The organism is Pseudoalteromonas phenolica (assembly GCF_005876835.1).
GTDB lineage: Bacteria > Pseudomonadota > Gammaproteobacteria > Enterobacterales > Alteromonadaceae > Pseudoalteromonas > Pseudoalteromonas phenolica_B.
Genome location: NZ_PPSW01000024.1, coordinates 119,104 through 134,015, shown reverse-complemented (window position 1 = coordinate 134,015; position 14,912 = coordinate 119,104). Strand labels below are relative to the sequence as shown.

The 14,912-nt window shown below is 41.4% G+C and carries 12 protein-coding genes; 5 read left to right on the top strand and 7 right to left on the bottom strand.

Going from position 1 to position 14,912, the window contains the following annotated elements:
* The 4 genes from C1E24_RS20975 to C1E24_RS14890 all read left to right on the top strand — a co-directional run.
* Nucleotides 1-525: hypothetical protein (locus tag C1E24_RS20975; protein WP_171040908.1), on the top strand; the 525-nt coding region annotated here is incomplete at its 5' end.
* A gap of 228 nt (nt 526-753) precedes the next feature.
* On the top strand, nt 754-1,515 hold the full coding sequence (locus C1E24_RS14900) for a hypothetical protein (protein ID WP_138482766.1): 762 nt from the start codon (nt 754-756) through the stop codon (nt 1,513-1,515).
* 315 nt (nt 1,516-1,830) lie between these two features.
* Nucleotides 1,831-4,512: a bifunctional acetate--CoA ligase family protein/GNAT family N-acetyltransferase gene (locus tag C1E24_RS14895; RefSeq protein ID WP_138482764.1), complete on the top strand. Its 2,682-nt coding sequence runs from the start codon at nt 1,831-1,833 to the stop codon at nt 4,510-4,512.
* 3 nt (nt 4,513-4,515) lie between these two features.
* The gene (locus tag C1E24_RS14890) at nt 4,516-5,460 is read left to right on the top strand and encodes an ion transporter (protein ID WP_138482762.1); all 945 of its coding nucleotides are present in this window, start codon (nt 4,516-4,518) and stop codon (nt 5,458-5,460) included.
* A gap of 57 nt (nt 5,461-5,517) precedes the next feature.
* Here the strand turns inward: C1E24_RS14890 and C1E24_RS14885 are convergent, their stop codons facing one another.
* Genes C1E24_RS14885 through C1E24_RS14875 form a run of 3 tightly spaced genes read right to left on the bottom strand, consistent with a single transcriptional unit; the run spans nt 5,518 to nt 10,660 of the window.
* Nucleotides 5,518-10,020: an EAL domain-containing protein gene (locus C1E24_RS14885; protein WP_138482760.1), complete on the bottom strand. Its 4,503-nt coding sequence runs from the start codon at nt 10,018-10,020 to the stop codon at nt 5,518-5,520.
* Nucleotides 10,021-10,043: 23 nt separating this feature from the next.
* Nucleotides 10,044-10,448 (bottom strand): GNAT family N-acetyltransferase, encoded by a 405-nt coding sequence (locus C1E24_RS14880; RefSeq protein ID WP_138482758.1) that lies wholly within the window; start codon nt 10,446-10,448, stop codon nt 10,044-10,046.
* A 5-nt stretch (nt 10,449-10,453) separates the two neighbouring features.
* Nucleotides 10,454-10,660: a DUF3283 family protein gene (locus tag C1E24_RS14875; RefSeq protein WP_058030613.1), complete on the bottom strand. Its 207-nt coding sequence runs from the start codon at nt 10,658-10,660 to the stop codon at nt 10,454-10,456.
* 139 nt (nt 10,661-10,799) lie between these two features.
* On the opposite strand from C1E24_RS14875, the gene C1E24_RS14870 reads away from it, so the two are divergent.
* Entirely contained in the window at nt 10,800-11,459 is a 660-nt protein-coding gene (locus C1E24_RS14870; protein WP_171040907.1) for a substrate-binding periplasmic protein, read from the top strand.
* 12 nt (nt 11,460-11,471) lie between these two features.
* Here C1E24_RS14870 and C1E24_RS14865 read toward each other — a convergent pair whose 3' ends face one another.
* From C1E24_RS14865 to zntR, 4 genes are all read right to left on the bottom strand, one after another.
* Nucleotides 11,472-11,714, bottom strand: coding sequence for a DUF1289 domain-containing protein (locus C1E24_RS14865; protein ID WP_138482755.1), 243 nt, complete (start codon nt 11,712-11,714; stop codon nt 11,472-11,474).
* Nucleotides 11,715-11,866: 152 nt separating this feature from the next.
* Nucleotides 11,867-12,967: a lysophospholipid acyltransferase family protein gene (locus tag C1E24_RS14860; RefSeq protein ID WP_138482753.1), complete on the bottom strand. Its 1,101-nt coding sequence runs from the start codon at nt 12,965-12,967 to the stop codon at nt 11,867-11,869.
* A 95-nt stretch (nt 12,968-13,062) separates the two neighbouring features.
* Nucleotides 13,063-14,481: an SO_0444 family Cu/Zn efflux transporter gene (locus C1E24_RS14855; protein ID WP_138482751.1), complete on the bottom strand. Its 1,419-nt coding sequence runs from the start codon at nt 14,479-14,481 to the stop codon at nt 13,063-13,065.
* Nucleotides 14,465-14,878 (bottom strand): Zn(2+)-responsive transcriptional regulator, encoded by a 414-nt coding sequence (zntR, locus tag C1E24_RS14850; RefSeq protein WP_138482750.1) that lies wholly within the window; start codon nt 14,876-14,878, stop codon nt 14,465-14,467. Before zntR ends, C1E24_RS14855 begins: the two co-directional genes overlap by 17 nt.
* Nucleotides 14,879-14,912: the final 34 nt, after the last annotated feature.

Genomic DNA, 14,912 nt, shown 5'->3' with positions numbered 1-14,912 from the left:
GCCGAACAAGCCGAACAAGCCAATGAAAACGCAGTAGTAGAGCAAACGCAAGTTACTTCACAACCCGCTGTCGTACAAACCGAAGTGATAGAGACTCAGCAAGCGGCAGAAGAAATTCAAGTGAATGACACAAATAAAAACAACTTAGAAAAACCGAGGATAGATCCGTTCAAAGCACTTGATAACATTCGCTCAGGTGAGCATGACTATTTCTCTACGCAGCAATCAAATAACACAACTCAATCGGTTGACCGTTTTGGCAATGGCCGGATCTCAACCCCAAAAAAGCACAAAGAAGCGCGTGAAAATAAAGACTTGCCGAAACTGGTTTATCAAGGACCAACCTATAGACTATATCAAAAAGGCGCATATTGTTTTAAAGACAACGAAATGGACCCAAACAATCGCTCTATCGATTCTAGCCTGCCAACCACTTGGCAAGGCCTGCCTTATAAGTGTGAGAAAGATAAAATTGAGAAAGCTTTTGATGCAGCGATGGAAAAGTGGTTACCGAAGAAAAAATAGGTTTATTGTAAAAAGTACATTTTAAGCTAACGTGTTCTACATGAGATTTTACTCTTATACATCGACTCTACCTCAAACCTAAGCACCTGAAAAAAATCATGAATTGGATTATAAATTCTAGCGCTCAATTGTTTACTCTTTTAATTCGACCTAACTATAAAATACTTTTTACCGTGTAAACTTTTAGATACCATAAGAGGTACAAGAAATTACAAAACCATAATAAAAATGAAATACAAAGCAGCACTCTTAATCATCAGCACCGCACTTCTTTCTGCATGCGGCTCAAAAGACAGTGATACAACGGATGTCCGCGACTTCTCTTATAATGTGACATTAGACGTTGTAAGTGACCAAAAAAACTCAACGAGTGATATAGGTCTAAGTCAGTCAGTAGACTTATACTCGAAAGATGGTGCGCGGATAAAATTGAATAATGGAGATCAGTTTAACATTACATTAAATAATCAAGTTCATCGCGGTCAGAATTTTGTAAAATCTTTACCAACTGAAACTGTATGCTGTGTCGTTGAGGGTGAGCCTTCAACCATGATCAAAACTGACGAGGAGCATATTCTTCAAGCTGAGTTTGTAAGAAATAATGAAGTGACAGATTCTTTTGAGCTTTCTATTCCACAAGTACCAAACTTTATAGACATTGCTGATGCTAATTTTGTTTATAACATCAACGAAGGACAAGATATAAATATTGAATGGGAAGCGCAATCAGAAAACTTCTCGGCTATTTCGTTTGAAGACCCTTCATTCTGCATTGACTTTAATACAAATTATATCGATTTTGAACCAAACCAAACGTCGGTTAAATTACCAGTAAAAAATAAAGATACATGCGGCACTGATGAGTTTTCAATTACAATCGTTGGTGAAATAAGCACAAGTGGCAATAAAGAAACTGAACTTACCAATGCTCCTGTAAGCTTTGCAATTACTCATAAAATGCAAGTTGAATTTAATGTTAAATTTAATTAATCGGCATACCCGAGATTTTATTAGTACTTTTTAGAACTAGGTACTCGGTTTTTTCATCAGATTTCTGATTAATCATAACCCTACTTTTTCAGTGGGGTTTATTTTTTGAAATCAGTCTTTTACTCCTATCCCTTTTTCTTTTCTTCTAATTAAGGCACATATTCCTATTTGGGAAATCAAATAGTTCCAACTAATCTCACCAAAATAAGACTTTGGTATAAAGTCAGTTATTTAATGACAACGCTAACTTAAATCAACTTTTCTGTGCTCTGTTACGTGTTAAAGTTATAAAAAATGTTTGGTAAGGAACAGAAGATGAGTGTTAAGCGGATCAGCCAATTTTTTAATCCTAAGTCAGTTGCAGTCATTGGTGCGTCAAATAATGCGGGGCGTGCAGGTTTTGTGGTCATGCGCAACTTACTTCAAGGTGGCTTTAAAGGGCCGATCATGCCGGTTTCTCCTAAGCATAAAGCGGTGCATGGTGTGCTTGCCTACCACAACATTAAAGCGCTGCCGCAAACGCCTGATCTTGCTGTTATCTGTACCAACAAAAATACCCTAGAGCAAATCATCATCGAACTCGGTGAGCTAGACTGTCAACATGCGATTATTATTGCCTCGGGTGCAAACCAAGCGCAAAAAAGCGCCCTTAAACAGACTGCAAAAGAAGCAGGTGTGACTCTACTTGGACCCAACTGCTTAGGCTTGCTCATTCCTCACTTGGGTTTAAATGCCAGCTTTTCTCATACCGTCGCTGAGCCAGGCAAATTGGCGTTTATTTCACAATCGGCTGCAGTGTGCTCGACCATTTTAGATTGGGCGCAGAATAAACGTATTGGCTTTTCATACTTTATTTCTGTCGGCGATTGTATTGATATCGACTTTGACGAGTTATTGGACTTTTTAGGTCGTGACGCGAAAACCCGCGCGATCTTACTGTATATCGATAACATTGATGACGTTCGCCGTTTTATTTCAGCCGCGCGAGCCGCTGCATTTAGTAAACCTGTGTTGGTCATTAAAACAGGTCGCACCCGCGCTGGTGCAGAAGCAGCGTATCTTCATACTGGCGGTCAAAGCAGTGACGATGCGGTATACGATGCCATGTTCCAGCGTGCAGGTATGCTAAGGGTAAATGATTTACGTGAACTCTTTGCCGCCACTCAAACCTTGGCGCTTCACCCTAAACTGTTACAAGTAGAACAGTTGACCATTCTCACCAATGGTGGCGGTCCGGGTATTATGGCCGTTGATACACTTTTACAAGGTTCAGGAAAACTGGCAGAGCTGAGTGACCAAACTCGTGAAGCATTAAATAAAGTCATTCCTCAGGCTGAGAAAATCTATAACCCCGTCGATTTATTTGGTGACTCATCACCAAAACGCTACCAACAAGCGCTAGAGATATTACTTAAAGCACCTGAAGTGAAAAACTTACTGATCATCCACACCCCTTCAGCGCTTGCACCGAGCGAAGAGTACGCTGAGATCATTGCCAACGCCTTAGAAAAAATTCCAAAAATGGCTCGCCCTTATGTAATGACCGTCTTTATGGGTGAGTACGCAGCGTATGAAGCGCGCTATGTGTGCGCCGAACATTCAATTCCGACCTACCGCACACCCGAAGGCGCAGTTGGGGCATTTATGCACTTAGTGAGCTATCGCCGTAACCAAAAGCATTTAACGCAAACGCCGGAGTCGATCAGTAGCGACCTATTAATCAATAGCCAAGCGGCAAAGCATGAGATTGCTGAATTTATCGCTGAAGGCCATACCCACTTATCAACGCACCTTGCTCGTAGAGTTTTATCACACTATTCAATTGAGTGTATTCAAACTGAAATTGCGCTCACACCAAGCGAAGCAAAAGAGCAAGCTGAGCGACTTGGCTTTCCTGTGGCCTTAAAGCTTATCAGCCCGTCGATCCCTTCAAAGTCTGAAGTGGGTGGCGTGGTACTGAATTTAAATGATGGCAATGAAGTCGAGCAAAATGCCTTTGCCATCTTGCTACGTATTAAAGAAGCCTACCCGGATGCCATTATTGAAGGTTTTTCATTGCAACGTATGGCACCAAGAGCCGGTGCACAAGAGCTGCGTATTGCTATCAAAACTGAGCCAGGCTTTGGCCCTGTCATATTATTAGGTGAAGCAGGCACTGGACTTGAGTTCTCGCAAGCCGCGGTGGCCCTCCCTCCACTTAATATGAACTTGGCCAAATACTTAATCGCCGCAGCGCAAGACAAAGGCGTGCTTAAAGAGCGCACCTTACCAGATAAAGTTGATAAATATCGCCTTTGCGCCCTGCTGACGCGTATTTCACAATTATTGGTTGATCAACCCGATATTTATAATTTAGAGCTTAACCCTGTGCTTGCCAGTGAAGGGCAATTTTTAGTACTAGACGCCGCAATACAGCTTCGCCCTTATCAGGTCAAAGCCAATCGAAAACGCTTAGCCATTAAACCTTATCCGAAAGAGTGGGAGCAGAAGGTCACCTTAAAAGACGGCCAAGCAGCTACTTTAAGGCCAATTCGCCCTGAAGATGAGCGCGCCCACCAAGAGTTTGACCAGTCGCTAACCAAAGAAGACAGATACAAACGCTTCTTTGGTGAACTGCCTGAGTTCAATCATGAGCAATTAGCTAAAATGACACAAATTGATTACGACCGAGAAATGGCGTTCATTGTCTCTGCCCCGCATAAAAGCGCTTATCGTACGCTAGGAGTATCTCGCGTATTAATGGACCCTGATAACCTTTCTGCGGAATTTGCTGTTGTCGTTCGCTCAGGAAGCCAAGGCCTAGGACTTGGAAAACTGCTTATGAATGCAGCCATAGACTATTGCCGTAGCCAAGGTGTGGGCGTTGTTGAAGGTATTACTTTACCCGAAAATACCGGCATGATTGAGCTTTCTAAGCGCTTAGGCTTTAAAGTAACCCGTGACTTTGAAGAGGGAACCATTAATATGGTTTTGAAGTTAGATGATTCACAACAATAAACTATGCTAACAACCAGACAAAAGGTCGCAAGCTTACTTGAAAGTAGCGGTCGTCACCAAAAAGCAGGTCACATACTCGATGTATTTTTGATCTGCTTAATTATGATTAATGTGATTGCCATTGTTTTAGAATCTGTGGCCTCACTCGCCCAAACTTATCGCACTGTTTTTCTTGTTATTGAGGTAGGATCAGTCGCGATTTTTACCTTAGAGTATCTTGCAAGGTTATGGTCTTGTGTCGATAAAATCGAATACAAACAAGTTAAAGGCTCAAACCTTAAAAAGCGTTTTAAATATGCACTGACGCCGCTTGCAATAATTGATTTACTGGCCATCGCGCCAACCATTCTCATGATGTTCTTTAGCTTTGACTTGCGTTTTTTACGTGTTGTCCGACTGCTGAGAATTTTCAAACTCACCCGTTACTCTAAAGCCATGCAGTTGTTACTGGCAGCATTTAAAGAAGAAGCCAGCAGTTTGATGGCGGCCTTTTTTATTATGTCTGTCGTGCTGATCATGGCGTCATGCGGTATTTATCTTATTGAACACGATGTTCAACCCAATAAGTTTGGCTCTATTCCTGATGCTATGTGGTGGGCAATGGCTACCCTAACCACAGTGGGTTACGGTGATGTGGTGCCAATTACACCACTAGGACGCTTTTTCGGGGGGGTAATTACCATGTTAAGTATGGGCATGGTCGCCATACCAACCGGTTTATTGGCATCGAGTTTTGCAGAGCAATTACGTAAGCGCCGCGAAGTCTTTCATGAAGCGGTGTTACACAGTTTAATAGACGGTCATGTTGACGAAGAAGAACGCGCCCACCTTGAGGCTCTGAGAGTCGAATTGGGCTTAAGCGCTGCAGAAGCTAACCAAGCAATCAAAGTTATGACCAATAAACGCGTCCATAGCCAATATTGCAGACACTGTGGCCACAAGCTTTAAGGCCACAGCAATATACAATCAAAAGAATATCTATTTTTAGATAAACTGCTTTTGGTCTTAAACCTTTACCTCTGAAGAAGCCTCTGGTGTAAACACATACCAGGCTTTATCTAGCATGTTTGCCACATAATCACCTGTAACGGCATCGCCATAAATAGGGCCTTGGAAAATCTCGCAGCCTATATCTCTGAATGTATTTATCTGCTCAGCGTTCATCACACCTTCAGCGATACAACGTTTCTCAAGCAGATTTGCAACACTTATCACTGCGTGAGCAATCACCGCTTGATCACCATTCTTTTGATTGATAAGCGCAGGCGCTATCTTGAAAGCATCGACTGGCAGGCTTTGGATTGATGCCAGTGATGCAAACTCAGAGCCAAAACCATTAATGTGAATTTGGCAGCCAATCGACTTGAGTTGGGTCATCAAATTTAGGGTTTGCTCTGAATTCACCACCGTCTGTGCTTCAGTGATCTCAATCACCACATGCTCAGCGCTAATATTACAGCGCGAAATGACATTCGCAATGCGGCTTAACAAATCACTTTGCACCAAATCTGCAGCCGTTAAGTTAACCGCTAAGTAAAGATTTGGGTGATTTAAGTGCCATTGCTTTAACTCGATAAGGCCAGCACTTAAGGCATGTAATAAAAGTCGATGACTCGCCCCAATTTGCTTGGCCACATCATTCACATCGTCTTGAGAGTAATCATCTAATGATGGCCATTTTAATGAGACTTCGAGCCCCTCTACTTGCCGTGTTTTGTAATTCAAGATTGGCTGATACTGATTTATGAAGTTTCCTTCTTTCAGAGAAGCCATTAAGCTTTGCTCTATCGCAAAAATTCGCTCTGCACGGGTTTGCATGGCTCGCGTAAAGAATTGATAGTCTCTGCTTTTCTCATCCATGGCATGATTAAGTGCCATGCGTGCTTTTTGACATAGCTCTTCAGCATTATCGGCATCTTCAGGGTAACTCGCGACACCAATGAACGGCATAAGCTGAATGTTATGACCATCAATTAATTGTGCATGCTCAAACTGCTTCTTTATTTTTGTGATGCATTGGGTCGCCTCAGCAGGCTCAGCTAATCGCTCCAACAACACCATAAATTCACGACCATTCGCAAATGCGATATTCACTTGCTGCCCAAGACTGAGTGTTAATTGTTTCGCAATATGTTTGATAAGGCTTTCAAAGAATGATTTACCGTAAATGTCATAGAAATGCTTGAGCCTGTCGACTCGTATCGCCATCACAGCTAGGCTCTGATTAAACTCTTTTTGACTGATTGCATGCTCAACCCAATCAATAAAACGGGCTTTGCCTGCAAGTTGTGTGACTGTATTTATATTTTCAAGTTGCTGTAAGGAACGCTCTGACTCCTTTTGGGCACTAATGTCTGTCAACCCAACCACATAATTGCTCAGCTCACCATTACCATCAGATACGGCAGTCACTTTAATCAGCACATGACACTGCTTACCATTGGCAAGACCAACCCGTTCTTCGCCAACAAAATATTCTGACACTTTTAACTGACTGATTTTACGCAGATAATGCATTCGCGTTGCAATTGGCAGCCCTAAGTTCAACGCAGAACTAGATTTGGGTTCTTCAACGATATTAAATGCTTGCTGTAAGGCTGCATTACAGGCTTTGATACGCAACTGCTTGTCGAGAATAAACACCCAATCTCTGGCTTGCTCGAAGGCAGCACCAAACAACCTTGCCCGCTCAGCGAACATCTTTTCTCTGGTTAAGTTGGTATAGGTCCCCGTTACACGCTCTGGCACATCATTGGTCCAAGCCATTACTTTGCCCGAGTCTTTATACCAACGCCAATGGCCTTCTTTGTGCTGCAGACGGTAAGTACAATTAAAATAGCCTTTATTAGTAGTCACAAACTCAAGCCATTCAAGTCTGAAAAGATTACGCTCGAATGGGTGAATTTTTTGCAAATACTCGTCTAACGTCACCGCATCATTATTGTAACCTAACTCGGCAGTGAGTCTGGGCTGATATATTAAGTGATGGTCTAATTGCCAATCCCAAACCCCTGAGTCACTACTTTCAAGTGCTAGTTTTAAACGCATTTCACTATTTTGTGTCTCTTTATGTGCCGCCAGTAAAATTTGCTCAATACGCTGCTTTCGGCGTAACCATAAAGCAAATAAAACGCTGATAATAAACACATAGCTTGCAATTGCCAAAGGCGAGCGCCAAATAGGATAATTCACTTTAATGCCGAGCGAAGCTGGCGGTGTGTAATCTCCGGTAAGTGGATCTTTCGCCCACACTTTCAACTGGTAGCTACCTGGGTTTAACTTTGGAAATACAACCCGGTTATTACCTCGGGTTAAGATCCTTTGTCCACCTGAAATTTGGTATTCGTAGACGATGCGATCTTGGTATATAAAGCTCATTGCGGAGAAAGACACTTCAAGGCCTATGTCATCATGGGCTAATTCAATTTCCTCAAAGACCTTTAAGCCACTGTGCGTCAACTTTCTAGACATGAGTTCCACTGAGGTAATATTCACTCTGTCTAACAAGTTTTTCTTGGGCCTATTAACCTTTGGGTCAAACATAGTGAAACCTTTCACCGAACCATACGCTATGTTGCCGTTTGCTAACTTTAACGCAGCGCCACCATTAAACTCATTACTGAGTAAACCATCTCCTGTTGTAAATTGCTGTAAGTGAAGGTTATCAGGGTCTAAACGCCAAATCCCTTTGTGAGAAGACATCCAGATCATGCCTTCATCATCTTCTTGCATGCCGTACATCAAGGTGCCAAGGTTATTCTCTTCTAAATTTATGGTGTGCACTCTTTCAGAGCTTTGTGGGTCAAGGCCGATTAACCCGTAATTAGAAAGTGACAGCCACAGAATATTGTTTTTATCTATCATGTAAGACTGCACGATAATGGGTATATCTTGGTGTGCGTCAGGTACAGCATAAATAACATGTAACTTATTGAAGATAGGGTCAAAGCGGTACAAAGTCCCGCCAGTAAAAAACAGCGGATGCGTTGGGTGGCTTGGTAAAGGCTTTAAAAATGAAAAAGACAAAAACGGGTCAAACTGCTCAAATTCCCCCTCTAGTTTGTGCAGCTTCTTATCATTGATACTGTACTTAAAAAAGCCATGCTCTGCGTGAATAAAGTACACAAATCCATCTTCAGACACATAAACGCCATAAAGCCTATCTTGCAGAATTTTGGTTTCTTCTTCGTCACGCCCTGTCAGTTGTGTTGCTTCGTCTTTTAACGGATCGTAAACAAAGAAACCTCGATTCGTTTCTAGCCATAACTTATCTTCATACAAGTGAAGCGTATATATTGAAAACTCAGGATAAACATCTTCACCTAAATACCCTTTTAAAAATATCTGTGTTTCATTTTTTTCAGGGTCGTAACGGGTGAGGCCATCGTTTGTTGCAGCCCAAATATAACCACCCAGCTCAACCATTCGCCAAACGGTATTATGTGAAAACCCTGAGCCTTGGGTATTCAAGCTACTGACATTTTTAAAGCGGTCAACTTGCTCCGAGAGATAAAACGCGCCATCACTTTTCGTTGCTAACCATAAGCCATCGTGATTATCTCGCACTATTTCCATAATGCTGCTATCAGCAAGGGTAAACTCACTATTTAGCAGTCTTTGATCGCGAACTCTTTGCCCTGTTTCAGGCCAAAAATGTATTAACCCCTTATCTGTAGCTAGGAGCAAATGATCGTCTTGAGGCTCGATATCCCATACATTAATATCAGCAAACAATGTTTTGTATTGCCAATCAAATGATCCGCTTGCAAATTTTTGTTCAAGGTCGCTAATATCTATTTCATATAACCCTTTCACCGCCCCCAACAATAGGGTATTCCTATCTTTCAGATAAAGTCGCTTTGTATTGGACTGATATTCATGTGTGACTTCATCAATGTATTTAATTTTCTGAAGTTGTTTTGATGAGTGCTGAAATACAAATGCGCCATCAGTGGTGGCAATGAAGAGAAAGTCGTCATGGTTGAGCAGTGCCCTGACAAAAGTGCGCTGCTCTAATACTGGTAACTCGATCTGATCAACGATTTCTCCTGTATCGACTTGCATTAAGGCCACATTATCAAAACGACCAAGCCAAATATGGTTATCATCTTTTTCTAAAATTTGGTTTATCGAAAAATTTACATAGTCTTCTTCAGTTTTAGGTGCAGGAAAATAATTTTTATAGCTGTCCAATTTAACGTCATAACTAAAAAAACCTGCATTTTGCGTCGCTATCCAAATCCTTTCTTGAGAATCTTGATAGATTCGATTCAGAACGACTTCTTCAAGTACCCCTTCTGGCCCTGACACATTGAGCACTCGATAGCCATCGTATCGATTTAAGCCAGCTTCTGTCGAAAGCCATAAAAAGCCCTGGCTATCAAGTAACAGGGTATTGACATAACTTTGTGATAAGCCTTCTGCGGGAGATAAGCGGCTAACGCTAGCATTTACGACACTGCTGCATATCAGTGATACCCAAAGAATAACAATGCTTATTAGCCTCATATTATCTCCTTTCTTGATGGCCGCTAGGGCTGATACTTCATGGCTATGATATTGCGCCCCTGCTGTCGATAAGCGTTGAGCATACACGCTAACTCGTCTGGTAAAGCATCGACACAGGAAAATTGAACAGCCCGATAAAACGTTTCTAAATGAGCGTAAGCAAAGGTAAATATGGGCTGGTTTTGCTGAGATAAAACTTCAAGTATGACTTGTTTTGCAATGCCTTGACCGCGATATTGTTCAGCCACAAACAAAGTTGATAGAAATAACGCGCCCGCTCTATTTTGAATACGACAGGCCGCAATAATAACTGGGCTCTTAACTACCCAAACTTCATCTTGCTTGTTTGCACGACCGCGCACGTTATGAGTTTGATAAAACTTATTTACCAAAGGGATGGCAATTTGCTCTAAGCGCTCAACCTTCATGGAGGTTAACCAGCCAACATCATACTGAGGTAGTATTCAAACTTTTGCTTTAAGATTTGCTGTTCCGAAAGTGGGCGATTATTGATAGTATCGTAAATCGTTTCACGAGAGTTCTTGCCACGTTTAATTTGATAAGCCCAAAATGAAGCTTCGTAATCCAATTGAATTTGGTATTTCTCTTGTCTAGGCAGGTTGCACAAGTTGTAACTCATAACGGTTTCACTAAGTTTAATACATAATAATCTAGACTGCGTACCATACTATTTTTAGCTATAGTTCGCTATATTTTACAAAACAGTGAAATAAGATATTTAAGGAATGAATTTGTTTTTGGTACACGGAAGTATATTTTTGCTGTTACTCTTTTCATCATTTATTCAAGCTAGCACAGATAAACTCACTTTTAATCGCCCTGCTGATACTGCACAATCGCGATATATTGTGGAGTTGATATCACTCGCGTATAAGGAAATAGGGATTGAAGTTGAACTAATAGACTTTAACCGAGACAGTGCGCTCGTTGCCGCTAATGAAGGGGTATTAGACGGTCAGTTAGCTAAAATATCAGGCTTAAGTAATACTTATCAAAATTTATTGCGCCTTGATACACCGTTATTAGATTTCAAACTTAACTTAATCAGCTTTTGTGACGACTGTACTTTGTCTAATATGCCTTCATTGGTTATCCATTCGACTTATCCTGCGGCAGCAAAGTATCTTGAGTCTAACCCATATAAGGGTCAGCTTTATAAAGTGAAAAGTGTTTCGACACTATTGAATTTATTGATGCAAAAACAAGTGTCTGCAGCGCTTGTCATCGGTTTTTATTTAGACCCTTATATGCAAAAACTGCAAAACTCTGGCATCAAGCTCACCACCCTAGACTCACAGTATGTATACCACTACCTCCATAAGAAGCATCAACACCTAGTACCTGCACTATCAGCAACGCTGCTACAGTTTGAACAATCAGGTAAAATGCGCGAATTAAAGAGTAAGCATAATTTATAAACAAAAATGAGCTTAGAAATCAAAAGGAGTTTGCTGCTCGCTTTTATCATCAGATGATTTTTTCTTACTGGCTAGATAGCGTTTATAGCGTTGCTGGCACAAGGCTATCACTTTTCTTTTTTGTTGATCGGTCAATGTATTCCAAGCAAAACGCTCCTCTCTACTGCGATAACAACCTTTACAGTAGCCACGATTATTGACCTGGCAGATCCCCTTACATGGACTGGGGATCTCAAAAATCTCGATTTGTTCCATCAACAAAAGTTAAAAATGTATGGTATTTAATCTATTTTTAGATTTTTTAACCATCTGTTGTCAACAATATAAATTGAGAAGTCATAGATCGAGCTATAAGCATACAATAAAAAAGGGAGCTCAAAAGCTCCCTTCCGTCAATCAAATAACGTTTAGACAAATTCGCCTTTGCGCTTTAAAGGCTCTGCGTACATAGCCAAAATCTGTTGGTGTAATTCGCTTGGAATAGTCTCAAGTCGAGTTTGAAACTCACTCTTAAGTTCTGCTGACACCGTTTCTTCTTGACCACCTGCAATGTAATTTGTTGAGTGTAAGTAATACTGGCTGATAATTTGTTTATCAATACTTGCTGCCAGGGCTTCCGGTGTATCACACTCTTCTGTAATTGGCGTACCAAACGAAACATGCACATGGCCTTTATCTGAACGCATACCTTCAATGATACTTTCTATGTCTTCACCTTCAGCTTTTACATACTCGCCATGGGCTTTTTTATGCACCAGCTCTTTGGCCTTAGCAACGGCACAAGGCTCATATTGATAAGAGATCGACACAGGAACGATTTTTAACTGCTTTACATAGTCTTCAAAAGACAGCTTCAAACGACGACCTTGCAGTTGCAGCATTTTTAAAAGCGCAGGGTCAGTTTGATCTACGCCATCTTTGGCTCGGCCTTCTTTTTGTGCAATCCAAATTGAATTACCCGTATCTAAAGAGTCGTAGATGTAAGCAGAAAGCTGGCTCAATGCTTTAAGCATTTCTTTTGGGGCTTTCACTGAGCGCTTAACTATAAAACTCTTGTTCAAGCGCATGAGCTCGTTGATATACGGTACTTGAAGTAAGTTATCACCAATCGCAATACGCACAGTTTGCATATTATGAGAGTGTAAACCCCAGTTCATGATGGCTGGATCTAAAGCAATATCACGGTGGTTTGAGATAAATAAATACGGCGTTGACTTATCAAGCTTTTCTAAGCCAGAGAAAGTCACTTTACTGGTGGTACGCTTGATTAAGAGTTCTAGGTAACCCGCTACTTCTTGTTGAACTTGCTCAACGGTTGCGATATTGCCCCACTTCTTTCGTAGCTGACTACGCACTAAAGGTCTTGCAATGAAAGGCCATTTATTTAACCAACTCGGCGCATTATGCTTAGCAATTACATCAATAAAGTCATTGTCTTCTAGAAGACGAGACAGCGCGGCTGGGACTTCTTCATCATTGTAAGGTCTTATATCTGCGTATTTATCCACAAAACTACTCATTGTTACTGGGTAAAAAAAACGTTGTATTTTATCTTGCTAATCTGTCGGATGCTAAGGTTATCAACTCCGACCAGATAAGCCTATCATTTCATTCGTTGTTTTAACGATATCAAAACTAATCGCAACATTAAAATCAACAATATAACCCCCAAACCTTGGGTCAACCAACTCGGCATTAACTCATGTTCCATGCCATGAGCCGGGTTAACTTCAACGCTAAACTGCTCGACTAAATAATCGGTCAGAAAGCCGAACGCAATCGCCACACCAATCACGCCTGTTAGGTAAGCGCTCACAGCACGTTTACCTAGCTCAGTTGCAACCACACCCAAAGTGGCAATGTTAGTTGCAGGCCCTGCCAACATAAACACCAATACGGCTCCCGGTGATACACCAGCCATCAGTAAGCCTGCTGCAATTGGCGTAGAAGCCGTTGCACAAATGTACATAGGTATACTCACCAAAATCACCACGACCATTGCCAAGATGCCATCCCCCCACTGACTCAAGAATGAGGTCGGTACATATGTTTGCACTAGCGCGGCGAAAAACAGCCCTATCATTAACCACCCCATGGTGTCACTGAGTAGCTTATTACAACTAAAGTGCACAGCTTGCTTTATCTTGGAGAAGAAAGGCACTTTTTGCTGATCATCTTTTTTGCTATCGCAACACGATGTTCCGCTGTTCGCAGGCTTTGCTGGTTGCTCTGTATCACAACAGCTTGTAGTTTTTTCAAGTAACGCTTCGTTGTTACTTACCATGACAGGATCTGATGATGTTGCACAACAAGCTGTTTTTGGCTCAGTTACTGCTTCTGTTTTTTTACTACAGCTTGATTGCTTTTCTAGCTTCTTTGCTCCACAACAGTTTGTTGTTGCGGGTATCTCTTCTTTCTTTAGTGTCACTTCATCAGATGACATTGAGCAGCATGATGCTTTTGGCTTTGTTGCTATTTCTGCTTTTTTACTACTGCAACTTGTCTGCTTATCAGTGTCATCCTCGATATCCCCTAGCTTACGAGCGCAACAGCTTGTACTCATAGATACTGAATTTTCAGATGCAGTTGCTTGATTGCCTTTATCTAAGTTTTTTGTTTCTGACGCTTCTTCTTTACCAACCAATAAACCCGCCACTATCGCGCTCGACACCGCGGCTATTGGTCTGATAATCGCCATAAATGGCCCTAATAACACATAAGACACTGACACTGAATCTACGCCTGTTTCTGGTGTAGACACTAAAAACGCCGTGGTAGCACTTTTCGAGCCACCAGCCCTTCTGAGTCCCACCGCAGCAGGAATAACACCACATGAACACAAAGGCATTGGTGCACCAATTAAAGCCGCTTTAATGGTCGTCCACACACCTTCTTTACCTAAGTGCTTTTGTAAAAAGTTTTTCGGTATGAAGATATTTAAAAGGCCTGCCAGCAACAACCCCAGCATTAACCAAGGGGCTGAAACTAAAAATAAAGACCAGAAATTAGATAACAATGTCATCTGCTGCCTCCAAGGTGGTTAAAATTGAACAGCCGGTCGCAAGCTCAGGGCCGCCACAACAAGCATCTGCCAACAATGATAGAGATTTTTCGAAACGTTGTAATTCAGCTATCTTATCACGAACAATTTGTCTTTTTTGCAAAGTAAGCTGTTTTACTTCGCCACAGCTATGCTGTTGCTTTTCTACCTTAATTGCTAACAATTCTTGAATTTCTTTAAGGCTAAATCCGACTGTTTTTGCTCTTAAAATAAACTGCATTTGTTTTTCATGTTTAGGACTATAAATACGATAACCCGACTCATTGCGTTCACTAAAACTCAGTAGGCCATGCTTTTCGTAATACCTTAAAGTATCCGTACTAATATCTAAACGCTTTGCTAATTCGCCTATTTTCATCTTACACTCCCGACTTATTAAGCACATTATAAAC

Excerpts from the sequence above, each read along its gene's own strand:
- C1E24_RS14885 (WP_138482760.1), bottom strand. The coding sequence starts at position 10,020 with ATGAGGCTAATAAGCATTGTTATTCTTTGGGTATCACTGATATGCAGC.
- C1E24_RS14900 (WP_138482766.1), top strand. The coding sequence starts at position 754 with ATGAAATACAAAGCAGCACTCTTAATCATCAGCACCGCACTTCTTTCT.
- C1E24_RS14880 (WP_138482758.1), bottom strand. The coding sequence starts at position 10,448 with ATGAAGGTTGAGCGCTTAGAGCAAATTGCCATCCCTTTGGTAAATAAG.
- C1E24_RS14875 (WP_058030613.1), bottom strand. The coding sequence starts at position 10,660 with ATGAGTTACAACTTGTGCAACCTGCCTAGACAAGAGAAATACCAAATT.
- C1E24_RS14895 (WP_138482764.1), top strand. The coding sequence starts at position 1,831 with ATGAGTGTTAAGCGGATCAGCCAATTTTTTAATCCTAAGTCAGTTGCA.
- C1E24_RS14855 (WP_138482751.1), bottom strand. The coding sequence starts at position 14,481 with ATGACATTGTTATCTAATTTCTGGTCTTTATTTTTAGTTTCAGCCCCT.
- zntR (WP_138482750.1), bottom strand. The coding sequence starts at position 14,878 with ATGAAAATAGGCGAATTAGCAAAGCGTTTAGATATTAGTACGGATACT.
- C1E24_RS14865 (WP_138482755.1), bottom strand. The coding sequence starts at position 11,714 with ATGGAACAAATCGAGATTTTTGAGATCCCCAGTCCATGTAAGGGGATC.
- C1E24_RS14890 (WP_138482762.1), top strand. The coding sequence starts at position 4,516 with ATGCTAACAACCAGACAAAAGGTCGCAAGCTTACTTGAAAGTAGCGGT.